Origin of the sequence: Terrisporobacter hibernicus, assembly GCF_020809405.1 — a bacterium.
In the GTDB taxonomy this organism is placed as follows: Bacteria; Bacillota; Clostridia; order Peptostreptococcales; family Peptostreptococcaceae; genus Terrisporobacter; species Terrisporobacter petrolearius.
On sequence record NZ_CP081135.1, the window covers coordinates 673942 to 699398 of the forward strand.

Genomic DNA, 25457 nt, shown 5'->3' on the forward strand with positions numbered 1-25457 from the left:
TCTCCCATTTTTTATTTTATTAATTCTAAGAATGATTTTCCTATTTCAAAATCATATTCTTTGTTGTCATCATTAAAATTATTCAAGATAGTCATTCCTATATCTGCCATAGATTTTAATTCATTTAATTTAATAGGGTTTTCTAAATTTTTATTGTAAATTAAAACTGGAACATATTCTCTCGTATGATCAGTTCCTTTAAACGTTGGATCATTTCCATGGTCTGCTGTGATAATTAACAAGTCATCATCATTCATTTCTTTTATTAATTCTCCAAGCTTTTTATCAAAAGACTCTAAAGCATTTTTGTATCCTATAGGATCTCTTCTATGACCAAATAGTGCATCAAAATCTACTAAATTTAAAAATACTAGTCCTTCATATAAATTTTCTTTCGCTATATTTATAAGCTCATTTATTCCATCTTCATTGCTTTTACTTTTTATGCTTTTAGTTATACCCTGATAAGAGTAGATATCTCCTATTTTTCCTATACCAACCACATCTAAATCTTTTTCTTTAAGAACATCTAATATTGTGTTTTTAGGTGGTCTCAAGGCATAATCTTTTCTATTTGCTGTACGTTTGAAGTTTTCTTTATTTGTTCCTACAAAAGGCCTAGCTATAATTCTACCAACCTTGTATTCTTCTTGTAGAGTGATTTCTCTAGCTATTTCACAAACTCTATAAAGTTCTTGTAAAGGTATAATTTCTTCATTTGCTGCAATTTGTAATACACTATCTGCTGAAGTATATAAAATTAATGCTTTGCTTTGTATATGTTCTTCACCTAAATTTTTTATTATTTCTGTTCCTGAGGCTGAAATATTTCCTATAAATTTATGACCACTTTTCTCTTCAAGTTCATCTATTAACTCCTTTGGAAATCCTGTATCTGTAAATACTCTAAATGGTTCTTTTATAAGTATTCCTGCCATTTCCCAATGTCCTGTTATTGTATCTTTTCCTTTAGATAATTCGCCACATTTTGTACTATAAGCTGTTTGATTTTCTACAGATTTTACACCATCTATTTTTTGAATATTTCCAAGACCCATTTTTTGCATGTTTGGAAGATTTAATCCTCCTGTTGCTTTAGCTATATTGCAAAGAGTATTGGCACCTTCGTCCCCATACTCTTTTGCATCATTTAAAGCACCTATGCCTACAGAGTCTAATACTGTTAAAAATACTCTTTTAAATTTTTTCATATTAATACCCTGAACATTCTTCATTATTTATTAATTTTATTATTCTGCTTGTCCCAAGTCTTGTAGCTCCGATTTCTATAAACTGAGAAGCAGTTTCTAAATCAGATATTCCACCTGCAGCTTTTATAAGTACATCTTTTCCAACATTGTCAGCGAATAGTTTTAAATCTTGTGCTGTAGCTCCTCCACTGCTAAATCCAGTTGAAGTTTTTATATAATCAGCTTTTGCATTTGTTACACATTTACACATAGCAACTTTTTCTTCTTCAGTTAAAAGACAAGTTTCTATTATTACTTTTAATATTTTCTCACCACATGCTTCTTTTATTGCTTTTATCTCTTCTTCTATTTCATCAAATCTATTTTCTTTTACCATTCCTAGATTTATCACCATATCTATTTCGTCTGCTCCTTTAGATATAGCATCTTTTGTTTCATATACTTTTACATCCGTTGTATTATATCCATTTGGGAATCCTATTACTGTACAAACTTGCATTTTATCTCCCACATATTCCTTTGCTTTTTTTACGAAAGAAGGTGGTATACATACTGATGCTACTTCGTATTTCATAGCATCATCACATATTGTTTTTATATCTTCCCAAGTTGATGTTTGCTTTAACAAAGTATGATCTACTGTTTTTAAAATAGTTTTATTATCCATTGTCTCTCTCCTATTAAATACTGTTTATTTTCAAGCTTTTAATTTCTATATCATTTTATGAATTATTGGAGCTTTTTCAGCTTTTTCATCTGCTATAGTATAAGCACTTAATAACTCTTCTTCTGCTTTTTCAAACTTAGATTCATCTGATGAGTAAAGAGTTGCTAATACATCTCCTACCTTCACATAATCTCCCATTTTCTTTTCTAATATGATTCCTGCTCCATAATCTAAGTCATCTTCTTTAGTATGTCTTCCAGCTCCTGTTAATAATGAAGATATTCCTACTTTCTCAGCATTTAATGCATATACATATCCTTCTTTAGTGGCTTTAACTTCATGAGTTAGAGGTGCTATTGTAAATAACTCTGAATTATCTATTACAGATGGATCTCCTCCTTGAAGTACTGCTAATTCTCTTAATTTAGCTAGTGCACTTCCATCTTCTAAGCATTTTTCTAATTTGATTCTTCCTTCTTCCATAGTTTCAACTAATTCACCAAGCATTAACATTCTTGATCCTAATTGAAGAACTAATTCTCTTAAATCTTCTGGTCCTTTTCCTTTTAATATTTCTATAACTTCTTTTAATTCAAGAGCATTACCTATTGCATATCCTAAAGGCTCTCCATTTAAAGTTATTGCAGCTGAAGTATTTCTTCCTAAACTTTTCCCTATACTAACCATAGCTTTTGCTAATTCTTCAGCATTTTCAGCTGTTTTCATAAATGCACCTTCACCATATTTAACATCTAGTAATATGGCATCAGATCCTGAAGCTATTTTTTTACTCATTATACTTGCCGCTATTAAAGGTATACTGTCCACAGTTGCAGTTACATCTCTAAGTGCATATATTTTTTTATCTGCTGGTACTAAGTTTTGTGTTTGTCCTGCAATAACAAGCCCTGCATTTTGTACCATTTCTTTAAATTTATCTTCTTCCACAGATATATCAAAGCCTGGTATTGATTCTAATTTGTCTAATGTTCCTCCTGTATGCCCAAGTCCTCTTCCTGATAATTTAGCAACTTTTCCTCCCGCTGCTGCAACCATAGGTACTAATATTAAAGATGTTTTATCTCCAACTCCGCCAGTACTATGCTTATCAAGTTTTATTCCATCTATCATACTTAAATCAACTACATCTCCTGAATTAACCATTGCCATAGTTAAATTTGCAGTTTCTTCTTTAGTAAATCCATTTATATATATTGCCATTAATAATGCAGATGTTTGATAATCTGGTATTTCACCATTTGTATATTTTTCTACAAAAAATTCTATTTCTTCTTTACTTAATTCTTCTTTGTCTCTTTTTTTAGATATAATATCGTACATTCTCATTGGTTTTTCCCCCTTATGTGTTAAAATTATCTCACTACATTTTCTATATTTTATTATACAAAGGAAAACATTTTCTTTACATAAATTATATTGAGGTTTGTTATAACAATATTGATGTATTTTCATCGATACATTTCTAAACGAACACTAATATGCAATATTTTTGACATTTTATAAAAATATTGACACGCAATAAAAAATAACCCACCATAAATGTGAGTTATTTTTTATTATTTAAGTATACATCTAGTTCATCTTGGGTAGATGGTATTATAATTTTCCCATTAATAATTAGTTTTTTTATTTCTTCTACTTTTTTAATTATGTTAGAAGTAATTTTAACATTAGAACCTTCTCTTTCATATCCTATAACATCATCTACTAACCCTAACTCTTTTGTGCCTGCCACCCACTTATCATTTACTAAAGACTCAATCTCATTGTATATGATCATATCGGCATACCTAGTTGCTGTTGAAACTATATAATCTGGCTCGTATATGTTTTGATTAGCATCCACACCAAAAACATATTTATTCATTTCTTTCGCTGCAGCAAATACTCCAAATCCCGATTGACCTGCCAATTGCTGAATATAATTCACACCTTTTTTATACATTAAAAGACCAATTTCTTTTGCTTTTGCTGGATTATCAAAATCACCTACAGTGGCCTTTATAACATTTATATTAGGGTTAATATATTTCACTCCAGCTTCAAATCCAATAGCACCTTCTTCCAAATAACTTAAGTTTTTTCCTAAAATCACACCTACGCTATCATTTTCTTGTTTTGCTTCAGTTGTACATAATCCCGCTAAAACACCATTTAAAAATGTTTGCTCATTCCATTTTGTGTATATTGAGCTAACATTAGGCAAACTTAATTTAGAGTCTATAACAGTAAATCTTTGTTTTGGATATTCTTTTGCTATTTTTTTAATAGAATCTTCTTGTTCTTCTCCTAATCCTATTATCAAATCATATGTATCATCTTTTGCATAATTTAAATATGCGTCATCATAATCCTCATTATTTTTCACATGTATATAATCAAATTCTATTCCTAACTTTTCTTGAGCTTGTAACATACCTTCGTAACATAAATCATTAAAAGACTTGTCCCCAAGTCCTGTTTGATTAAATATAATAGCTATCTTAAATATTTTTTTCTCTTCTTCATTATAAAGTAAATTTTTTTTATTACTATCTACTAAAAAAAACATAAATAACATTACTATAAATAATATTAGAATTGTTTTAATATGAGTTTTATTCATTTATACTCACCTTAATACCTATCATCATCAGGAGATATGCCTTTATATTTTTTATATGTCTTAGAAAAATAGCTTGGATTTTGATATCCAACCTCCAAGGCTATTTCTCCCACCTTCATATCACTATTTTTCAAAAGATACTCTGCTTTATTTAATCTATAGTTTGTAAGGTATGTAGAAAAATTTTCTCCCACTTCTTCTTTGAATAATCTTGAAAAATATTCATGTGATAAAAATACATTTTTAGATATATCTGCTAGACAAATAGGTTCTTTATAATTAGAATCAATATATTTAAGTGCCATTGTTATTGATTTAGAATACTTATTTTCATCCTTATTCACTTCTTTACTTTCATTTTCCTTGTTAATAATTAGTTCTTTTTTAGCAATCATATCCTCTTCAATTTTAGAAAATACTTCTTTTAATTCTACCGGTCTTATATCTGATTTAATTAAATATTCAAATACACCATAACTTATAGCCTGCTTTGCATAATCAAATTCTGCATAATTACTTAATAATACTACGTAAATATTTGGCATTATTTCTTTTATCTTTTTTGTAAGCTCAATTCCATCCATCAATGGCATTTTTATATCACTTATTATTACTTCTGGACTTAAGCTTTTAGCCAATTCAAATCCTTCTTTTCCATTGTTGGCACTGCCTAATACTTTATAATCATCTGAAATTTTTGAAATATTATATACTATCCAATCTCTTATTGGCGCTTCATCTTCAACTACTAAAATATTTAGCATATATCCTCCCTTAAATTTGGTAACATAAATATAACTTTCGTGCCTTTACCTTCTATACTCTCTATTTTTAATCCATATCTTACTCCGTAATTTAATTGGATTCTTTCATGTACATTAGTAACACCAATAGAATTTATACTTGCACCTTTATTCAATACATTCTTCAATTTATCTTTTGACATGCCTATTCCGTTGTCTTCAATTATTATTTTAATATATTCATCTTTCTCAAAAGCAGTAATTTTTATATTTCCAAAATTATTTTCCTTTTCCATACTATATAATATTGCATTTTCTAATATGGGCTGTAATACAAACGAAGGAACTTTAAAATCTAATATTTTTTCATCAATATCATATTCGATTGTAAAAGAATTTGGATATCTCATTTGTTGTAATTCACCATAGTTTTTTATATTTTCGATTTCTTCGCTTAAAGTAATCATTTCACTTGCTTTTGGTAATATGGATCTAAGCAACTTTGTAAATCTATACAGCATTTCTTCAGCTTCTTCGTTTTTTTCCATAGATATTAAGAATCTAATTCCACTTAAGGTATTGTATAAAAAATGTGGATTTATTTGAGCTTGTAAAAAACTTAGCTCCGCTACTCGCTTTTGTTTTTCGGACTCTTTTATATTCTCTATAGATGCACTAAGTTGATTTACCATACTATTAAATGATTCTTGCAAGTCTCCTATTTCATCATCTCTATTAACAATAATATGTGACTTCAAATTTCCACCAGTTACTTCTTGCATTTTATCTTTTGTTTGTATAATAGGCTTTGTAATCCACTTTGAAAGTTTATATGTTATTATCAAAGCTATAAAACTTACTAATATTATTATAATAGTTGTTATGGATACAATTTGGTTTGATATTTTCATACTAATATCACTTGGGATATCTTGTATTATTTTCCAATTATACGCTTCAATTTTAGAAATAATTTTGGTGTTACTTTTCATATACCCCTCAATATCCCCATTATTATTTGATATAATTTCATAGTTTTTACCAATGTCTCTTTTATCTTTACTTGATATAATTTTTCCACTTGAATCTGTTATATAAATGTCAGAACCTGAGTCTATTATTTTTGAATATCTGTCATACAGCATAGTTTCACTTATATCCATTATTAAAATTCCGAGAGTTTCATTAGTTATAATATCCTTAATTAACCTTCCCATTTTAAAAATATTTTTATAAGGTCCAATACCATTTTCGTCTTTATATGTATTAATTAAAACAGTATCCCCATCTGCCTTTACAATTTCTTCATACCATGGTTCCTCTTTTATATTTTTTAAATAATATTTATTTTTTGAGTATGTGCTGTATGTATATCCATTATTACCTACAATATATAGCTCTGGCTTCATATTATATCTTCCATACTCCCACACTACATCATTTAATAATCCTTCCACATAAGAATTCATATTTTTTTCCAGATTCTTATTAGAAGAAATATCTTTATATGAAGTCGCCAACATTTCCATCAAATTACTATCCACTACAATATTATCTCCCATGATTTCAACATTAGATAACAAAATAGATATATTATTTGCTACTTCATCTAAAACTTGTTCCCTCATTACTTTCATTTCTTTATCAACTATTTTATTAGTATTTTTCACTTCCCAAAAAGAAATAGCAAATGATATTAATAATATAAGCATGAATAGAAGCAAAAATAATTTTAACGTAATACTTTTTCTCATTTTGAAAATATTTCCCATTTACTTTAACATCCTTAAAAATTTCTTGTTATAGTAATTAAGTTTAAACTATATCTTTTTTTTAATCAATTATATTTTATATTGTATATTATTTTATAATTGATCTCTCTCTTTAATGAGTGATAATGCGCGTCTAATTATATTGGCGGATTCTAGTCAAGGGTTAGTATATGTAATATGATCCTAATTTTTAAAAAGTAAATCGTGCTCTTTTGGGGACAAATACCATATACAAACAATGCATACTAAAATACACATATTACTTTTACTATACAATATCTATTTTTTGAAATACCCTAACTTTTTTCTAGTATAATACATTAAATACACACCACTTAAAATAATAAACAATATGCAAATTATTTTTACATATAAAAAAGTGCTTTGTAATGCAATTGTACCATTTGAAAGGGCATAAGCTCGCAATGCAATACTTCCATTTTGGTTTTTTATCCACGATACTACTATCAATATAGACAGCAATATAGCTTGTTGGATAATAGCGCCAAGTCCGTAAAACTTTGAACGAATAATTCTTCGCTCTAACATTGGAAATGTATTATCTTCTATAAACTTTTGCAAGACTAAACTGTTGCCAGTAGCAACAAAAGCACAGCAAAACATAATACCAAGCAGATAAGTATATGAAGAAAAAAGTAGTATAAGACTTATCATACTTGCGCATATACAAATAATTTCAGGATTTATCTTTAAAGAAAGTAATTTTATTTTCCTTTTTATTGTAATAGATAACATAATACCTATGGCTATCATTGCATAGGAAAAGCCAACCATATAACTTTTATCAACGGCTATAAAATATATCAAGCTATATATAATTAAAAAGTTTCTTACAGCACCAAACCACAAGGTTTGTATTGAATGGAGATTAAAAGATAATTTTTTTAAAAACGCTCCTATTAATATAAGTATGCAAAAACCAAATCCTACATATAGAATGTATCTTATATCTGATGTCTGCTTTAGTGTTCTTGTAAAAAAAGTAAATATCAGCATACCTAAAGCAGGTAAGAAGTTTAGCCATGCACAGTTTTGTTTTTCGAAAAGCGGCTGAAACCTCATTTCAGAATTACTATCAAGTTTATGGATGAAAATAAGAATATTAAGCAAAATGACCAAAAATACAATGAAAATTATATTTATTGATATGTGGCGAAGAAATATTGAAAATCCCATTATTACCGCCAAAATAAAGTAACCTTTTATCAATGCATTTTCATAGTTCCAACTTCCTGCGTTTTTTAATATATCTCTGATTGTCCTAAATAAAGCAGTATAGTTAGACAAGCCAATACCTACTAGAATCGCACCTATTTCCCATAGATAATGATAATAAGTACCAAATATACAAAGTATGATCCCAGTAATAGCTGTCAATAAGCAACATTCCAAGATTTTATAAGGATTCTTAACAGTTCCAAATCCTTGTATAGCAAATACACCTGCTTTTTCAAAAGAATATAACAAGACAAATGGAAGCAAGAACTGATAATTACCATTATGCTGATAAATTAAGCCCGCAAAAATTACATTTGGTATTATTACCGCTCCTTCAGCTAATGCCTCTCCTAATGCAACAGATAGATTTTTCACAGGATACACCTCTTTTTTAATCGTTATTTTGAACTAAAATTATACCCCTTTATGATTGTATTGTCAAAACGATAAGGAAAGAAATTCTACCTAAATACATGATTAGATTAAACAATTTATTGTAACTTATATGAACTTTTTTTAATAATTGTCATGAATATATGTGTAATAGTAAAAATGCCAGAAGCACCTAAAAAATAAGGCTTTCTGGCATTTTACAATTCTTAAAAAGATAATAAGAAATTTATTTAAAGTTTATATAAATTTTTTAAATATTATACTCAAACTCTCCATTTTCTTTCAAAGAATAGAAGTCTGCATATCCAATATGAAATACCCTATCCCTTAAATTAGGTATTTCAACTTTATGTTTTATTAAATAAGTAATAGGTCCTGTATAAGAAATGTCTCCTTGGGCAACAAATCCTGTTATTACATTATCCTTTATAACAAACTTTTTATATCCATCCTTATCACATCTAGTAATTACGTCATAAGTATCATTTGGTGGTATAACTATTCCTAAAGAAACTGTTGGTATGCCTACAAAATTCATACTATTTTTAAAGGTAAATTCATCGTCTATAATTTTTTCAACTTCAGCCATATTGTAAGCTGCTACAATTCCTTGTTTTACAGCTAGTGGCCAAATTGCATTTTTGCCAACCACATCTCCTGCCGCATATACATCTTTTACTGTAGTTTCACATTTGTCATTTATAACTATTCCTCTGTTGTCTTCAATATTAGTATTAGCAACAATTTCTGTATTAGGTCTAACACCAGTAGCAATTATTAACAAATCACATTCAACTATACTATTATCCCCCAATTCAACACCTTTAACATTCTTATTATCATCTAATAGAATTCGATTTACTGGTAATGAAGAATATAATTTTGCACCAAGGTCTATAAATTTACTTTCATATACTTTAGCTGAATATTTATCAAGTTGTAAATCTAATATATACTCATTTGGATAAATTAAAGATACGTCTAAATTTCCCTTATCTAAAAGTGATGTCAATATATCTATACCTATAAGTCCTGCACCTATTATTGCAACTTTTTTACTATCCTTGATTTTTTCTTTTATATAAATTACATCTTCAAGATCCCTAAGGGAATATATGTTATTTCCTTCTTTTGCATTTTTTATTGGTGGCACAAAAGATTTTGCTCCTGTTGCTATTAATAATTTATCATAACTTATATTTTCAAGCTCCAAATTTACTATTTTATTTTTAGTATCAATACTTTTTGCTTCAGTATTTTTTATCCACTTTATATTATTTTTTTCCATAAAATTCATATCTACAAAATTAATACTTTCCACACTTCTATGTTCTGATATCACATGATGTAACATGCAACGAGAATATATTTTTTCGTCTTTTGATATGAGTGTAATGCTTGACTTTTGGTCTAGTTGTCTTAAAGTTTTTGCTGCATTTATTCCTGCTGCACTAGCTCCTATAATTACATAACTGTTTGGAGTATTTTTTATATCAATATAATTTTTTTCTTTATTAGATGACAATTTATTAAATAATTTATCTAGCATAAGCATCCTCCTTTTGTAGCTTTATTGCTCCTGTAGGACACATAGCTACACACTTAGGAATTTCTTCATTTTTACATAAATCACATTTTAATATTTTTTGTTTACTTCTATCGTCTACTTTTAATAAACCATAAGGACATGACATTACACACATATAGCAAGATCCACATTTACTCTCATCATATGAAACTATTCCGCTGTCTTCATCTTTACTCATAGCCCCACTCATGCAAGTTATTACACACTCTGGCTCATCACAATGTCTGCAAAATATAGGTATTGGTTGATTATTTCTGTCCATTTCTATATGATTTTTACTTTCAGTATCTATACTATCTAAATCTAATGTGTATATATCTTCAGCATTACTATTTCTTAACATACAAGCTAGAACACAACCTTTACAACCTTTACATAAGTCTTTATCAATTAAAATTCTATGCATAAGATTCCACATCCTTTAACCCAAGTTTTACTCTTCTATCTATTATTATTTCTTCTAACTGATCTGCAGTTGATTTAGGGTCTGGATTAACTATTACGTGACCTCCTGTTATATCTTTTAACCCCTCTGTTAAAACTTCTGTCACTAATTTACTTCCTGTTATAAATGGAGGAAGTGCTAAATGTAGAGGAAGACCTAATGCTAGACCAAATGCTCCATCTGCAAGTGCTTGTTCTTCTAACCATTGTGGTGCTGAAAGTACAAGTGGTAACTGTGGTAAATCTATTCCTAAGTATGCAGCAAGTTCTGTTGCAACTATTTCAAGTCTACCTATTGCTAAACATGGGCCAAAGTTTAATACTGGCGGTATATTAAGTTGTTTGCATACAGCTTTTAAATTTTCTCCTGCCAATTCTTCTGCTCCTGGTGACATTAATCCTACGTTTTCAAGTCCTCCTGTTGAACATCCTGCTGACAATACTATAATATCTCTCTTAATTAATTCTTTAGTTAACTCAACTGTATTCATATCATGACCACCAGCAGTCATATTTGAACATCCAACAATTGCTGCCACACCTTTAATTGTTCCATTAGCTATTAAATCTACTAATGGTTTCCATGAATCACCTAAAAATTCTTTTAAGTTCTTTTCACTAACTCCAGTTAAAGATTGCTCAAATCCATGATCTTTTGGTATATCTATTTTAACTTCGCTTCTTCTATTTTTATAAGATTCTAAAGCTTCATTTATTAATTTTCTATCTATTTCATCGTATTTATTTCTATCCAAGTAAATATATTCTGCATTTTTCTTTTTAGCAACATCATCAAGGCATATCATTTTAACTTTTAATTCATCTGCTATAGGTTCAAGCCCTGGTATTGTGCAGTTAAATTCTGAAACTACCATATCTATTGCCCCTGTTGATAATACAGCTTCACTTGTAAAGTTGTTTCCAGCATGACCTGCAAATATTTCTTGATAGTGTTCTCCTCTAAGTTGTAAATCTTGACCTACGCATGTACATCCTACAAGTCTAAATCCTTTTGCTCCCACAGATTTTGCAAGTTTAACAACTTCTGGTTCTTTTAATTTTTCTTGGAATGATGTAAATGTTGAATGTTGGTGACCTGTAATCATTATATTTATATAATCTTCATCTATTACTCTAAATCCAACTGGTGCCATTCTTATAACTGGATCACCTAGCATTATGTCATTAATAAGATTTGTAAGTGTTAGTCCATAAAGCCCTGTTGAAATTCCAAGACTCAAACAACTCATTAACATGTCTACTGGATCTGAATTTAAATTAGTTGACGATTTTACTACCCCATCAAACACCTCTGACTTAGCTCCACCAGGCATAATTCCTAGCTCTTTCCATTTTTCAACTCTTGGTCCATATCCTATTTTTTCAACAAGTTCCATTTTTGTAAATCTAGGTTTGTATAAATCATTTAAAACTGCATCAGCAACTTTAATACATTTTTCATATTTATCATTTGCTTCTATTCCCAATTTTTCAGCTAAATGATTTAATGCTTTTTCACTTTTGATTATCCCCTTTGTTTCTCCCACATGTTTTAGATTTAAAGCTGTATTTTCTACTACGTGAATATAACATGCTGATCCTGAAGCAACTGCTCTTAAAAAGTTTCTACCAACTATTGTATCTGCATCAGCTCCACAGATCCCCTTTGGTGATTTAGGTGTTATTCTACACGGTCCATTTGAACAGAGTCTACAACAAACTCCTTGTAAACCAAATCCACATTTTTGTTTTTGAGTTTCTGTTCTATGAAATGCTGTATCAAACTCCTTACTTGCTACAAAACTTTCCAATCTCTCATCTGCACTTTTACACATTTTACAACTATTACAATCCATTTTAACTCCCCCTAAAAATAATTTTTGATTTTTACATCCTAAGAAGTGGTTTTTGATTAGCTTAGTATTTGTGATAGTTTATTAACTAACAATTTTTTCTTCCTATTACTATACATACCTTGAAAACTTTTTCCTAAACATGTTTTTGTATTTTTTTCAAAAAAAAAGATAGAAATTAATCTATCAATTTTATTTTAGACTTGTGCTTAAATTTACTACTAAAAAATCTTTTTCAACAGATATTGATTTTATATGGGTATTTTTAAAAAAAGTTTTTTCTATTATTATATCACCCTTATCCACAGTAATATTATCTAAGTTTGAAAACCAGCTATCAGCTATAGCATCAACAATATCGTTATTTAAACTTAAATTTAATACTCTAATATCTTTTAAATTAAGTTTCAAATCATTATCTTCAGTTAGCGTAGGCAATATATCTATATCTATTGGAGTTTTCAAGTAAGCAAGAAGCTTATATTGACCTCCTATAGTTAATCCATTTTCATTAATTGTAATTTTTATATTTTCAATATCTTTATTGTTTGTATTTTTCAAATAATGACTAACATAACTTAATATTGTATCTTCTGGTATATAAAAACTTCCCTCTATTCTCAATGGATTGTCCAATATTTTCATATCCTTTGATTCCAACCCTACTAGTGACTGTATATATTCTATTTGGTTTTGTGGTAAATTAAAATTTGTATTTACATTCATATCTACCTTAGGACTATTATCATTTCTACTTTTCCATTCAACTCTGCCTATAAAAAATAAACTTGTAATAACAAAAAATATTATTCCTATGAATAAATACTTCCTTCTATTTTTCAATAAAATACCTCCTTACATAAATCCCCACTTAATTCATAAGTTGTACTATATAAATATATGCTTATAAAGATTATATACATTACCAGCAAATTACATAATTAATTAATGTGAAATTTCAAAATAAAAATAAGCTATCATGAATTTTTTTCATAGCTTATTTTTATTTTAATTAATCTTCTATTAAAATTTCTATTTGTCCAAGTGATTTTTCTTTTCCATCATTTCCTACTCTAGTCATTATATATATTTCATTAAAGTCTCCAATAGTTTTTATATTATTACTTTCTATGTATTTCATAATCACGTCATAATATTTCCCTGAATCTCTGTAAGTATCATCAAAATACATAGTCAAATAATTTCCTTTCTCCATTGAAATTATTTTATCGTCTTTATAAGACACATTTTCTCCCAAATTAATCATTACATTTTTACACTCTGCTCGTCCTTCTCTTTTCACATCTTCATATGATACAGTAAAAGCTATTTCCGCATTAACATTGTCATAATCTCTTTCTACTTCTAAAAGAATTTTCCTTAAGTTAATTTCAAACTCATCAGAAAAACGATCAGTAAAATTATACTGAATAAATTTTCTTTCCTCATTGTATTTTATAAAAATATCATTTATACCTATATTTAAAGATATTTTTATTTTAGCTTCTAGGGATTCCACTTTATTTTTTATATTCTCTAATTCTTTCATTTTTTCTGTTACTATTTTTTTTTGGTTTCCTAGTATATCAACTATGGATTCCAAAGATGTGTAGTTATTTGTAACCTCTTTTATTTCTTCTAAGGATAGCCCCATAGCCTTGCACTGTTTTATTAAATCTATAGTATTAAAATCTTTCATAGAATAATACCTATAACCTGTATCTTCATTTATATAAGAAGGTTTTAACAATCCAACCTTTTCATAATGCCTTAAAGTTTGTACTGATAAGTTATTTAATTTTCCCATTTGACCAATAGACAAATACTTTCCCAATTTATCACCTCCATAATTATGTATATAAAAAGGACATTAATTTAAATATTAATGTCCTCATTATATCTATATTATAGTAGCTTCTTCAAGTGCTTCCGCTGCTTTTTTTTCTTTATTTAAAACAATATCTGTATATTTTTTTACATTAGCAATTATATACATAACTATAAATGTTAGTGATTCTGATATTAAGACACTTGCCCAAATTCCATTTAACCCAAATATCTTAGGTAATACATATAAACATATTGGTAAAAATACCATTGCTCTAAATATGCAGAATAAATTTGAGAATAAAGGTATTTCAACTGCTTGATAATAAACTAATGTATCTAGATTTACACTACCTACTATATAAGCAAGACATGCTATTTTTATACCATTATAAGCAAGTTCAGCTATTTTAGGATCTGTTGTAAATATACCAACTACACTAGTTCCAAATATATAACAAATTGCAGCTGCACTTATACTTACTACTAAAGATGATATTACATTAATTTTATAGAATTTCAACATTTTATGTTTATCTTTTCTACCAAAATTATAACTTATAAGCGGCTGTGCTCCGAATGTTAATCCTAATAATACCATATATATATTTGTTGTTATATAGTTTATTATACTATATGTTGATATTCCTATTTCTCCCATGTAATTTGAAAATGCGATATTGTGTAAGAATACTATTATTGAGAAACTTAATTGTCCAAAGAATGATGGGAATCCAACGTTTAATACTTCTTTTAAAGTATCTTTGTTTAGTGATGCATTCCCAAAACTTAATACGCCTCTTTTTCTTAAGAAATGTGGTAATAACATTGAAACTGTAACTATTTGACCAAGTCCAGTAGCTATTGCAGCTCCTTTTATACCCATACCAAGTGGGAATATAAATACGTAATCAAGAATTACATTTGTAATGGCACCTGCTATAGTTGAAACCATGGCAAGTTTTGGTCTATTATCATTTCTAACAAATGAATTTAGTACTATACCTACTAAGTTTGGCGTGCAGAAAATTGCATAATATCTTAAGTATTCTGTTGCCATAGGCTCTAAATTATCTGTTGCTCCAAGCATCCTAACTATTTGTTCTGGAAATGCCACACAAACTATAGTTGTAACTATACATATTATTAATAATAATTTCATTACTTGTCTAAATATATTTAATGCTTTATCTATATTATTAGCACCAACATTCTTTGATACTAATGCTCCTCCACCTACTGCTAGCATACTTGCTATTCCAAATAATACAACAGTAAAAGGAAGTACTATATTTACGGCAGCTAAAGCCGTATCTCCAACACCTTGACCTACAAATATTCCGTCTACGACTGTGTATAAAGATGAAATAAAGTTTGCCAAAGCAGATGGTATTGCATAACTTAAAAATTCTGTAACCATAATATACCTCCTATTAAAATACTAAGGTATATTATAAAGTCTATACTAAGTATAGAGTCAATACATATTTCGAAAAATATTTGTGTATTAAGCAACTTCTTTAGTAGCTTTATCATCACTTTTATTCATAAATAAAACAGAGATTAAATGTATACTCATACCAACTATTATGGCAATAACCAAATCAAATACTATTGTTAAAATAAATGTGGATAAAAGAACTACTACATCCATTTTAGGTAGGTTCATCATTTCTTTCATTTCTTTCCACTCACCCATATTATAAGAAACTATTATTAATATTGCAGATAAAACTGTCATAGGAATCATTTTTGCTAATGGCATTAATAATATCATTATTAAAAGAAGTGTAATTGCATGGATTATTCCAGATATAGGACTTCTTCCTCCGTTTTTTACATTTGCAGCTGTTCTTGCTATTGCACCTGTTGCAGGTATTCCTCCAAATATAGCTGAAGCAATATTTCCAAAACCTTGTGCTACAAGTTCACTATTTGAGTCGTGTTTATCATCTATCATTTTATCTGAAACAACACAAGATAAGAGTGATTCTATGGAAGCCAAAACTGCTATGGTTATGGCTGGCTGAATTAATTGAATTATTTTATCAATATTAATTTTCGGAATGCTTGGCATTGGTATAGTTGAGGATATGTTGGAATATAAACTTCCAATTGTATCAACATTTAAACTAAATATTTTTACAACTAATGTTGCAAATACTAAGGCTATTATTGATGCTGGCACACTTTTATTTACTTTTGGCCAATATACCATTATCAAAATACATGCTAAACCTATTAAAAATGTAATTACATGAAAACTATTTAAATTTTCCATATAGGCTACAATTTTATGTAACGCTTCAGCTGGAACATCTTTTATATTTAATCCTAATAAATCTTTAATTTGTGTGATTAGCAAAGTAACTGCAATTCCACTGGTAAATCCTACTGTGACCGTTTGCGGAACATATTTTATAAGGTTTCCCATTTTCAGCATACCCATAATAACTAGTATTATTCCAGACATTATTGTTGCAATAATAAGACCATCAATTCCATGGGTTTTTACAATACCATAAACAATTACTACAAATGCACCTGTAGGTCCCCCTATTTGCACCTTACTACCACCTAAAAAAGATATCATAAATCCAGCAAATATAGCTGTAATAAGGCCTTTCTCTGGTGACACTCCTGATGATATAGCTAAAGCTATAGATAGCGGAAGTGCTATTATTGCTACTATAAAACCAGCTATTATATCATTTTTCATTAGCTCACCACTTATTTCATTATTTCTAAACATTGTGATTAACTTTGGCGACATTCTATTATATTACCTCCTTTAAAACTTCGTACTTCTGTATCATACTCTTAGAAAGTAATAAAGTCAAAGAAATATATTTTTATATATTTAATATTTTTTCTAATTTTTCTTCATTTATTATTATTAAATCTTGTCCTTGATTTATATAATTAACTGCTGTTCTTAACTTATTACTCATTTGGTTTTGGCTTAAATCTTCAATATTTCTAACATTAGTAATTAAAATATTAGTTTTTTTAGTAACAGAGTTCCTTGTTATTCCACCTAAATCATTTATAACTTTTGTTGCTTCGGCTCTACTCATAGAGTTTAGTTCTCCTGTGAATACTACTATTTTATTTTTAAAGTAATCAGTTTCTGATGAAAGTATATTATTTACATACTCATTATCTTCACATCTATTTGAAACAACGCCTTCTCTTATTTTTTTACATGGTGCATAAGTATTATCACCTATACTGCCTAGCTTGAATCCTACAATATTAGCTATATCGTCTATATTGTTTAAATTCAATTCTTTAGAAATATTTATTAAAATATTGGCAGCAGCAGTAGCATCCGCACTAGCATGATGATGATTAAACTTATAACATAAATGTCTATTTACTGTATTCAACTTATGATTATTTAAATAACTATAAAATAATTTTGAAGCTACTAAAGTACATGCATAATCTAAATTTGGATATTCTAAATTATAAATATCTAGTGTATTTCTAAGTACTGAAAAGTCAAAGGATGCATTATGTGCTATTACCAAATTGTCTTCTAAATATGTTTTTATCTCTGGCCATAATTTATCAAATTCTTTTTCATCAATCACATCTTCTTCCCTAATTCCGTGTATAATTATATTTCTTGGTTCAAATCTAATTGTTTTTGGCCTAATTAGCCAGTATTTTTCTTCTATTATTTTATTATCTTTTACAACAGTAATACCTAAAGAACATGCAGAAGCTCTTTTTTCATTTGCTGTCTCAAAGTCTATAGCTACAAAGTTCATAAAATCCTCCACAAATTTATATTTTAATGGTACTCATTATATCATAGAGTTTGAATTTGTAATTAAATTTACTTATTTATACTTAAATATATCCCTAGCAAACATATTGACTATATTATCCTATTATAGTATTCTATCTTTAAGTTATTATAAAAATTAGTATTGGGGGTAATAATTAAAATGAAAAAAACAAGTAAATTCTTATCATTTATAATATCACTTGTTATCTTATTTTCATCTATTCCTACATTTACCTATGCAGAATTATATAATGATGCATTAGATAGTTCTCAATCAGTTGAATCTAGTAAAGATGAAAATACTGACTCCTTCGAATCTCAAGAAAACGTTTGCCAAGATTCTCAACTTGCTAAAGGCTCTTATCTTTATGAAACTAATTATGATCAAACAAAAATAAACTACAAAAATGTCACTGTCGATATTCCAAACCTTAAACGTATTATTAATTTAGACAAAGCCGATTCAGTTGTTATAAAGGGGAATATGTCTTATAATGGCACAACTGTTCAAAGTTTTTCAAAAAAAATTAAGTTATCTGATATTAAAGACAACTCCTTCGAAATAAACTTTCCTACATACGGTAAATTTTCTGTACAAGCTATTTATTATAAAAATGATAAAGTAGTTACTAATGGAAATACTTCTACTGTAGGTGTAGTTGCTGAGGAATATAATCTAGCCGCTTTAAATGCAACTTTCCCAGTTGTTCAATTTACACTATCTCTTTGGGATATGAAAGATAATTCAAATAATGAACCAGTTCCAACATTTGTAGCCTTAACTAGAAGTGATGCTTACAATTGGAATAATATTCCAGAAAATGTTTATGAAGTTCCTTTCTTAACAAATAGAGATAATACCTCTTTCCAAAGTAAAATCAACATGATGTCTCAATATGTTAAAGATTTATATGAATTAAATCCAGACTCAAAATTTAATTTATATACTGTAGACTACACTATAAAAACATTTTTAACAGTTATTATTCAAAATAATATACCATCAAATCAATATAGTTTAAGAGTTTTATCTGATGGTACTGCATCTTATGCTGATTTTAATAAAATATTTAATGTTTCAAACCCACAAAATGTATATAACTCTATGGCTAAAGAATGGGCATATGTTAAAGAACAATATAGTAAGGGTAACTATATTGATTTATCAAAATTAGAGTATGCTTACGCTGGAAATTCTAATAGCCTTTTACGTTATTATGCTTATGTTATTGTAAACGAAGAAAGTAAAAATGACACTCAGTGGTGGCTTTCACGTGTTAATGATACATTTAACATTAGTGATACCAACTTCCTTAATCAAGCTAAAAATTGTCCAGCTATAAAGATAACTAATATTTCTAGTATGCTTACAAACCTTCAAACTAAAGGTGATAATGTCATTAATGAGCTCAAAACTTTATACCATTTTAATGATACTATGTTTAGTGAGGCTACACAAAAAAACAAAAAAGTTATGATGATTTTGGGGACTAGAGTTAACCTAGAAAGCAATTTTTCTGATTATACAAAATTCCTAAAAACTTACTATGGTGACGACTATATTTATTACTATAAAGGTCATCCTTCAACACCTACAAATCTCTATGAAAGTAAACAGAAAGAATTATCAGAATTAGGTGTTACTGATATTGAGTCATCTATTGCAGCTGAACTTATTTTGTTCTTCTATCCTGATATTTCTATGTCTGGATATAGTTCAACAACTTTTATGAGTGCATCTGCTGACACAGCTTGTGGATTATTTGGTCGTACAAGAGCTAGTGCAAGTAGTGAATCTTATTCATCATTACTAGATTTTTATATAAGTCCTTTAACTGATTATTCTAGTGAACTTGGAAAACTTGCAAAACAAAATCATACAAATTATATGGTAGAGTTCCAAGACAAAGATAAGTACGATGTGGCAATTTGGGATGCAACAGATGGTAGTATTACTTACTATAAATTGAAATATGGAAAATACATATATGTATCAAAAACTATAACTACTGCTCCAAATGTTACCGCTGATAGTGGAAGGAATCAAATCACTTTAAATTGGAATAAAGTTGCTGGTGCTACTAAATATAGAGTTTATTCCTATGATGAAAGTACAAAAAAATACACAAAAATCACTGATACTACTAAAACAAGCTATACTATTAGCAATTTAAAGGATGGTACAAAATACACTTATCTAGTAAGAGCTTATGATGGTTCATCATGGAGTAATTATACTTCTTCAAACAACATCTCTGCAGTAACATTTTGTGCTGCTCCAAATGCAACTGCTAAAGGTGGAAATAAAAGTATTACATTAAGTTGGAAATATGTAAAAGGCGCTCTTCGATATAGAATTTATTCATTTAATAAGGAAACTGGTACATATACAAAAATTGCAGATACTACAGATTTAAAATATACTGTATCTAACTTATCTAATGGTACAGAATATACTTATTTAGTAAAAGCTTATAATGGTACTTACTATAATTATCATACTAGATCCAAAAATAATATATCATGCTCTACACTTTGTGCTTCACCTAGAACTATTTCCAATGATGGGCAGAACCAAATAACAATTTCATGGAGTAAAGTTACTGGTGCAACTAAATATAGAATTTATTCTTATAATCAAAAAACTAATAAAATCACAAAAATAGCTGATACTACTGGTACTAAATATACTGTAAAAAAATTATCTAGTGGTACAGAATACACTTATTTAGTCAGAGCTTACAATGGTAATTCATGGAGTTCTTATACTTTAGATGATGTAGTGTCATCTAGAACTTATTGTTCTTCGCCAAAAGTTACTGCTAAAGGTGGAAGCAAAAATATTGCACTAAGTTGGAAATCTGTAAAAGGTGCTAGTAAATATCGTATCTACAAATACAATACATCTACTAAAAAGTATACTTCAATAGGAACAACAACTGGTACTAAATATACAGTTAGTGGGTTATCAAAAGGTAAAAAATATACTTACTTAGTAAGAGCTTATAATGGTATGAGCTATAATTCTTATACTAGTAAAAATAATGTTTCTGCTACAGTAAAATAATTTTACCAATTGACTGTAAATTAATTTAAATCTAATATTTAAAAATTCAAATTAATTATTTATATCTAAAATATTAAATTCATAAAAATATAAAATCAAAACCATCTGTAAATGTACCTTACCCAAATTGTTATACCAAAATTATAATATTTAAAGTACAGTACAAAATAGGTAGTTTTCTTTGTATAATAAAATAAATACTCAAAATTATACTAAAGAGTTTTTACTTATATATTTTATAGAATAAATAATTATATAAGGAGGAAATTCATGAAAAAATATGAAGTATCCAGAGAAATATATAACCCTTGTGCCGGCGTATATATTTTTGATGATAATTTTTTCGAAGAAATTGAAACTGATAATATCGAAAATACTATTGCTGAATGGATTGGCGGAAGTATTCCAAATTATGAAAAAAACACTTTTTCAGATGGCTCTGTAGAATACATATTAGATTTACCACGAAAAATTAGATATACATTTAATATTCTATAATAAAAAACACTCACTAAGCCTTATTTGGCATAGTGAGTGATATTATTTTTATTTATTAAACTACTATTCAGTTACTGTGCAATACATAAAGTATTTGTATCCAAGTGGTGAAGTATACATACCTTCTAATTTATCTGATATTAAGTATAAATCAGTATAGAAGTATATTGGTATTATTGGCATATCTTTTGCCAATATATCTTCTGCTTCATGCATTTTTGCATATCTTTCTTTTGAATCAGTTGTAGATTTTATTTCAGATACTATTTTATCATATTCTTTATTAGACCATTGAGCGTTATTATTTCCGCCACCAGTTACCCATATGTCTATGAAAGATACAGGATCATTGTAGTCACCTAACCAACCATCACGAGCAACTTGGAAGTCTCCTTGTTTTCTTGTTTCTAAAAATACGTTCCAGTCTTGAGATGATATAGTAACATTTACTCCAAGATTTTCTTTCCACATATTTTGAACTGCTTCCATTATTGGCTCATGTCCTGGATTACACATAAGCTCTATACTTGGAAGACCTTTACCATTTTCATATCCAGCTTCTTTAAGAAGTTTTTTTGCTTTTTCAACATTACCTTTATAATCTTTTGCATCATACCATTTTTTAGCATTTTCATGAAACTCAGTTTTTCCATCTGCATCAGTTAATCCAGTAGCCACAAATGAATCTGCAGGTATTTGACCACCTTTAGCTACTTTTTCAACTATATAATCTCTATCTAATGCTAAAGATAAAGCTTCTCTTACTTTTACATTATCCAATCCTTCTTTTTTAACATTTATAGATAAGAAGTAAGTTCCTAATTGTTTTTCTATTACTAAACCCTTATCTTTCATTGCGTCTATTTCTTCACTTGGTAAATCATCAGCAAATAATATTTCATTATTTTTGTATGCTGATAACATAGTATTTTTATCTTCCATAAGTACAAAATTAATTGTATCTGGTCCTAATTTTTTTAAATCATAGTAATTTTCATTTTTTACATATGTCATTTTAGATTGATGCTCCCATGATTTTAATACATATGGTCCATTTCCTATATAAGTTTTCGGATCTGTTGACCAAGTATCTGCATTAGCTTCTACTATGTCTTTTCTCACTGGGAATGTAGCTGGAAACGCACATACTTCTAAGAAATATGGTGTAGGAGTTGTTAATGTTACTTCTACAGTTTTCTCATCCAATGCTTTTATTCCTAATTCTTTTGGCTTTTTCTTTCCAGCCATTATTTCATTAGCATTTTTTACCATATCTATCATGTAGTTATAGTCTGCACCAGTTTTTGGGTCTACTAATCTTTGCCATGCATATACAAAATCCTCTGCTTTTACTTGCTCACCATCAGACCATTTTATACCTTCACGAAGTGTAAATGTATAAACTGTTTCGTCTTTGTTAACTTCATATTTTGCTGCTTGACCTTCTACTATTTTATTGTCCTTATCTAGTTTCATTAACCCCTCAAAAGCATGATTTATTAGCGTAGCTCCATCAACTGCACTGTTTTTTGCTGGGTCTATTGTTGCTGGTTCTGGACCTACGTTAACATTAAGTTCTACTCCTTTTGACGATCCTCCACTACCCGAGTTACTACATCCAGCTAAAGCTGTAGACATGGCTAAAGCTGATGCTAATAAGACTGCTATTTTTTTCTTAAATTTCATACTGCTCCCCCTTTTTTAATAATTTATATATATACCCTCTGTAATATATATCTTATATTTTTTCTATATTATGACATGCTACAAAATGTCCTTTTTCGTATTCTTTCAATAATGGCGCTGAATTTTTACACTCTTCAGTTGCATATGGACATCTTGTTCTAAAAGTACATCCACTTGGCGGATTTAGAGGACTTGGTATATCACCTTGTAGTACTATACGTTTTCTTTGTCTACTAGATTTAGGGTCTGCTATTGGAATAGCTGATAATAATGTCTTTGTGTAAGGATGCATAGGTTTATTGTATAATTCACTGCTCGATGTAAGTTCCACCAAATGTCCTAAATACATAACTCCAATTCTATTGCTTATATGTTTTACTACAGATAAATCATGGGCTATAAATAAATAAGTAAAACCTCTTTCCCTTTGTAAATCTTCAAGCATATTTACTATTTGTGCTTGTATTGACACATCTAGTGCTGATATAGGTTCATCACAAACTATAAATTCTGGTTCCACAGCCAAGGCTCTAGCTATACCTATTCTTTGTCTTTGCCCACCAGAAAACTCATGTGGAAATCTATTTGCGTGCTCTTTATTTAATCCAACTGTTTTTAACAGATCATAAATTTTATCTTGTCTTTCTTGTTTATTGTTATATAATTTATGAATGTCTAATGGTTCTCCAATTATATCTCCAACTGTCATTCTTGGGTCTAGAGAAGCATATGGATCTTGAAAAATTATTTGCATTCTTCGTCTGTAAGAATGCATATTCACATTAGTAATGTCTTTACCGTCATAAATAATTTTTCCCTCTGTTGGTTCGTGAAGCCTAAGTATAGCTCTACCTAAAGTAGTTTTGCCACATCCACTTTCTCCTACTAATCCTAAGGTTTCACCCTTTTTTATATGAAGAGTTACATCATCTACAGCTTTTATAAAATTTGATTTAAGAAATCCTTCTTTTACTGGAAAGTATTTTTTTAACCCTTTTACTTCAACTAAGTTCGAATTTGCATTTTCCATGATTTACTCCTCCTTTTCCATTTCTTCTTTAACTAATAACCAACAGCTAACTTCATGATTTTCGTCAACTTTGTAAACAGGAGGCACATTTTCCATGCATACTTTCATACAATGCTCACACCTTGGGGCAAAAGAACATCCTTTGGGTGGATGAATTAAATCTACTGGATTACCTTCTATAGGTATCAATCTTTCATGAGTGTCATTATTTATTTTAGGTATAGATTTTAATAAACCATGAGTGTATGGATGTTTTGGATTATAAAAAATATCATCTATACATCCTCTTTCAATAATATTACCTGCATACATCACAGCAACTTTATCACATATTTCTGATATAACTCCCAAATCATGAGTTATAAATATAATGGACATGTTGATTTTTTCTTTTAATTCTTTTAATAATTCTATTATTTGTGCTTGAATTGTAACATCTAGCGCAGTTGTAGGTTCATCTGCTATTAGAAGTTTTGGATTACAAGCAAGAGCCATAGCTATCATGGCACGTTGTCTCATTCCGCCAGAAAATTCATATGGATATTGTTTTAATCTTTTTTCTGGCTGATTTATACCAACAAGTTCAAACAATTCAATTATTCTCTTTCTTCTTCCTTCTTTGTCTAAATCCGTATGTTTTTTTAAACTTTCATCTATTTGACTGCCTACTGTAAATATTGGGTTTAAAGATGTCATAGGGTCTTGAAATATCATGCCCATTTCTTTGCCTCTCAACCTCAACATTTCAGATTCTGGTAAAGTTGTTACTTCTTTGTTTTGAAAATCAATGTTTCCACCAATAATCTTTCCTGGGTCTGGAATAATTCCCATAAGTGCATAAGATGCCACTGATTTTCCACTTCCAGACTCTCCTACTATTCCCATAGCTTCACCATATTTTAAGTCATAAGATATTTTACGAACTGCTTTTACTTCTCCCGCATGAGTAAAAAAAGATACTTCCAAATCATTAACTTTCAATAATACATCTTGTTTTGTAATTGTATTTTCCATATA

20 protein-coding genes are annotated in these 25457 nt (G+C 28.7%); 2 read left to right on the plus strand and 18 right to left on the minus strand.

The window, feature by feature from the left end; all coding sequences use genetic code 11:
* Nucleotides 1–11: 11 nt before the first annotated feature.
* The 15 genes from JW646_RS03300 to JW646_RS03370 form a co-directional block, all read right to left on the minus strand.
* Nucleotides 12–1211, minus strand: a complete 1200-nt coding sequence (locus JW646_RS03300) for a phosphopentomutase (protein ID WP_074918459.1) — start codon at nt 1209–1211, stop codon at nt 12–14.
* Nucleotide 1212: 1 nt separating this feature from the next.
* A complete protein-coding gene (gene deoC / locus JW646_RS03305) occupies nt 1213–1878 on the minus strand; it encodes a deoxyribose-phosphate aldolase (protein ID WP_206924681.1) in 666 nt (221 codons plus the stop codon).
* Between the two features lie 45 nt (nt 1879–1923).
* Nucleotides 1924–3225, minus strand: a complete 1302-nt coding sequence (locus tag JW646_RS03310) for a pyrimidine-nucleoside phosphorylase (protein WP_228416602.1) — start codon at nt 3223–3225, stop codon at nt 1924–1926.
* Nucleotides 3226–3445: 220 nt separating this feature from the next.
* On the minus strand, nt 3446–4504 hold the full coding sequence (locus JW646_RS03315; RefSeq protein WP_206924679.1) for a BMP family ABC transporter substrate-binding protein: 1059 nt from the start codon (nt 4502–4504) through the stop codon (nt 3446–3448).
* A gap of 11 nt (nt 4505–4515) precedes the next feature.
* Nucleotides 4516–5268, minus strand: a complete 753-nt coding sequence (locus JW646_RS03320) for a response regulator transcription factor (RefSeq protein ID WP_074918467.1) — start codon at nt 5266–5268, stop codon at nt 4516–4518.
* Nucleotides 5262–7019, minus strand: coding sequence for a cache domain-containing sensor histidine kinase (locus JW646_RS03325; protein ID WP_228416603.1), 1758 nt, complete (start codon nt 7017–7019; stop codon nt 5262–5264). The genes JW646_RS03320 and JW646_RS03325 overlap by 7 nt, the downstream gene beginning before the upstream one ends.
* A 279-nt stretch (nt 7020–7298) precedes the next feature.
* Nucleotides 7299–8633 (minus strand): hypothetical protein, encoded by a 1335-nt coding sequence (locus tag JW646_RS03330; RefSeq protein WP_228416604.1) that lies wholly within the window; start codon nt 8631–8633, stop codon nt 7299–7301.
* Nucleotides 8634–8901: 268 nt separating this feature from the next.
* A complete protein-coding gene (locus tag JW646_RS03335) occupies nt 8902–10200 on the minus strand; it encodes an NAD(P)/FAD-dependent oxidoreductase (RefSeq protein ID WP_228416605.1) in 1299 nt (432 codons plus the stop codon).
* Nucleotides 10190–10645 carry a 4Fe-4S dicluster domain-containing protein gene (locus JW646_RS03340; protein ID WP_228416606.1) on the minus strand — a complete coding sequence of 152 codons (456 nt, stop codon included), beginning with the start codon at nt 10643–10645 and terminating at the stop codon, nt 10190–10192. The genes JW646_RS03335 and JW646_RS03340 overlap by 11 nt, the downstream gene beginning before the upstream one ends.
* A complete protein-coding gene (cooS, locus tag JW646_RS03345) occupies nt 10638–12539 on the minus strand; it encodes an anaerobic carbon-monoxide dehydrogenase catalytic subunit (protein ID WP_228416607.1) in 1902 nt (633 codons plus the stop codon). Before cooS ends, JW646_RS03340 begins: the two co-directional genes overlap by 8 nt.
* A 189-nt stretch (nt 12540–12728) precedes the next feature.
* Complete coding sequence (locus tag JW646_RS03350; protein WP_228416609.1) at nt 12729–13379, minus strand: hypothetical protein; 651 nt, start codon at nt 13377–13379, stop codon at nt 12729–12731.
* Nucleotides 13380–13548: 169 nt separating this feature from the next.
* Nucleotides 13549–14370 carry a MerR family transcriptional regulator gene (locus JW646_RS03355; protein WP_228416611.1) on the minus strand — a complete coding sequence of 274 codons (822 nt, stop codon included), beginning with the start codon at nt 14368–14370 and terminating at the stop codon, nt 13549–13551.
* Between the two features lie 66 nt (nt 14371–14436).
* A complete protein-coding gene (locus tag JW646_RS03360) occupies nt 14437–15783 on the minus strand; it encodes an MATE family efflux transporter (protein WP_228416613.1) in 1347 nt (448 codons plus the stop codon).
* A gap of 87 nt (nt 15784–15870) precedes the next feature.
* Nucleotides 15871–17136 (minus strand): SulP family inorganic anion transporter, encoded by a 1266-nt coding sequence (locus JW646_RS03365; protein ID WP_083399346.1) that lies wholly within the window; start codon nt 17134–17136, stop codon nt 15871–15873.
* 79 nt (nt 17137–17215) lie between these two features.
* Complete coding sequence (locus JW646_RS03370) at nt 17216–18139, minus strand: exonuclease domain-containing protein (RefSeq protein ID WP_228416615.1); 924 nt, start codon at nt 18137–18139, stop codon at nt 17216–17218.
* Nucleotides 18140–18319: 180 nt separating this feature from the next.
* On the opposite strand from JW646_RS03370, the gene JW646_RS03375 reads away from it, so the two are divergent.
* Together JW646_RS03375 and JW646_RS03380 are read left to right on the plus strand one after the other, a co-directional pair.
* Nucleotides 18320–21226, plus strand: coding sequence for a fibronectin type III domain-containing protein (locus JW646_RS03375; RefSeq protein ID WP_228416616.1), 2907 nt, complete (start codon nt 18320–18322; stop codon nt 21224–21226).
* A 270-nt stretch (nt 21227–21496) separates the two neighbouring features.
* Nucleotides 21497–21724 (plus strand): hypothetical protein, encoded by a 228-nt coding sequence (locus JW646_RS03380; protein WP_228416618.1) that lies wholly within the window; start codon nt 21497–21499, stop codon nt 21722–21724.
* A gap of 63 nt (nt 21725–21787) precedes the next feature.
* Here the strand turns inward: JW646_RS03380 and JW646_RS03385 are convergent, their stop codons facing one another.
* From JW646_RS03385 to JW646_RS03395, 3 genes are read right to left on the minus strand one after another with little or no spacing between them, the layout of a single operon-like run.
* Nucleotides 21788–23410 carry a peptide ABC transporter substrate-binding protein gene (locus JW646_RS03385; RefSeq protein ID WP_228416620.1) on the minus strand — a complete coding sequence of 541 codons (1623 nt, stop codon included), beginning with the start codon at nt 23408–23410 and terminating at the stop codon, nt 21788–21790.
* Between the two features lie 52 nt (nt 23411–23462).
* The gene (locus tag JW646_RS03390) at nt 23463–24440 is read right to left on the minus strand and encodes an ABC transporter ATP-binding protein (protein ID WP_083399347.1); all 978 of its coding nucleotides are present in this window, start codon (nt 24438–24440) and stop codon (nt 23463–23465) included.
* 3 nt (nt 24441–24443) lie between these two features.
* The gene (locus tag JW646_RS03395) at nt 24444–25454 is read right to left on the minus strand and encodes an ABC transporter ATP-binding protein (RefSeq protein ID WP_074918491.1); all 1011 of its coding nucleotides are present in this window, start codon (nt 25452–25454) and stop codon (nt 24444–24446) included.
* Nucleotides 25455–25457 lie beyond the last annotated feature (3 nt).

What these genes read in the sequence shown, in the direction of transcription:
- JW646_RS03300 (WP_074918459.1), bottom strand. Translation starts at nt 1,211, where the DNA reads ATGAAAAAATTTAAAAGAGTATTTTTAACAGTATTAGACTCTGTAGGC.
- deoC (WP_206924681.1), bottom strand. Translation starts at nt 1,878, where the DNA reads ATGGATAATAAAACTATTTTAAAAACAGTAGATCATACTTTGTTAAAG.
- JW646_RS03310 (WP_228416602.1), bottom strand. Translation starts at nt 3,225, where the DNA reads ATGAGAATGTACGATATTATATCTAAAAAAAGAGACAAAGAAGAATTA.
- JW646_RS03315 (WP_206924679.1), bottom strand. Translation starts at nt 4,504, where the DNA reads ATGAATAAAACTCATATTAAAACAATTCTAATATTATTTATAGTAATG.
- JW646_RS03320 (WP_074918467.1), bottom strand. Translation starts at nt 5,268, where the DNA reads ATGCTAAATATTTTAGTAGTTGAAGATGAAGCGCCAATAAGAGATTGG.
- JW646_RS03325 (WP_228416603.1), bottom strand. Translation starts at nt 7,019, where the DNA reads ATGGGAAATATTTTCAAAATGAGAAAAAGTATTACGTTAAAATTATTT.
- JW646_RS03335 (WP_228416605.1), bottom strand. Translation starts at nt 10,200, where the DNA reads ATGCTAGATAAATTATTTAATAAATTGTCATCTAATAAAGAAAAAAAT.
- JW646_RS03340 (WP_228416606.1), bottom strand. Translation starts at nt 10,645, where the DNA reads ATGCATAGAATTTTAATTGATAAAGACTTATGTAAAGGTTGTAAAGGT.
- cooS (WP_228416607.1), bottom strand. Translation starts at nt 12,539, where the DNA reads ATGGATTGTAATAGTTGTAAAATGTGTAAAAGTGCAGATGAGAGATTG.
- JW646_RS03360 (WP_228416613.1), bottom strand. Translation starts at nt 15,783, where the DNA reads ATGGTTACAGAATTTTTAAGTTATGCAATACCATCTGCTTTGGCAAAC.
- JW646_RS03365 (WP_083399346.1), bottom strand. Translation starts at nt 17,136, where the DNA reads ATGTCGCCAAAGTTAATCACAATGTTTAGAAATAATGAAATAAGTGGT.
- JW646_RS03370 (WP_228416615.1), bottom strand. Translation starts at nt 18,139, where the DNA reads ATGAACTTTGTAGCTATAGACTTTGAGACAGCAAATGAAAAAAGAGCT.
- JW646_RS03375 (WP_228416616.1), top strand. Translation starts at nt 18,320, where the DNA reads ATGAAAAAAACAAGTAAATTCTTATCATTTATAATATCACTTGTTATC.
- JW646_RS03380 (WP_228416618.1), top strand. Translation starts at nt 21,497, where the DNA reads ATGAAAAAATATGAAGTATCCAGAGAAATATATAACCCTTGTGCCGGC.
- JW646_RS03385 (WP_228416620.1), bottom strand. Translation starts at nt 23,410, where the DNA reads ATGAAATTTAAGAAAAAAATAGCAGTCTTATTAGCATCAGCTTTAGCC.
- JW646_RS03390 (WP_083399347.1), bottom strand. Translation starts at nt 24,440, where the DNA reads ATGGAAAATGCAAATTCGAACTTAGTTGAAGTAAAAGGGTTAAAAAAA.
- JW646_RS03395 (WP_074918491.1), bottom strand. Translation starts at nt 25,454, where the DNA reads ATGGAAAATACAATTACAAAACAAGATGTATTATTGAAAGTTAATGAT.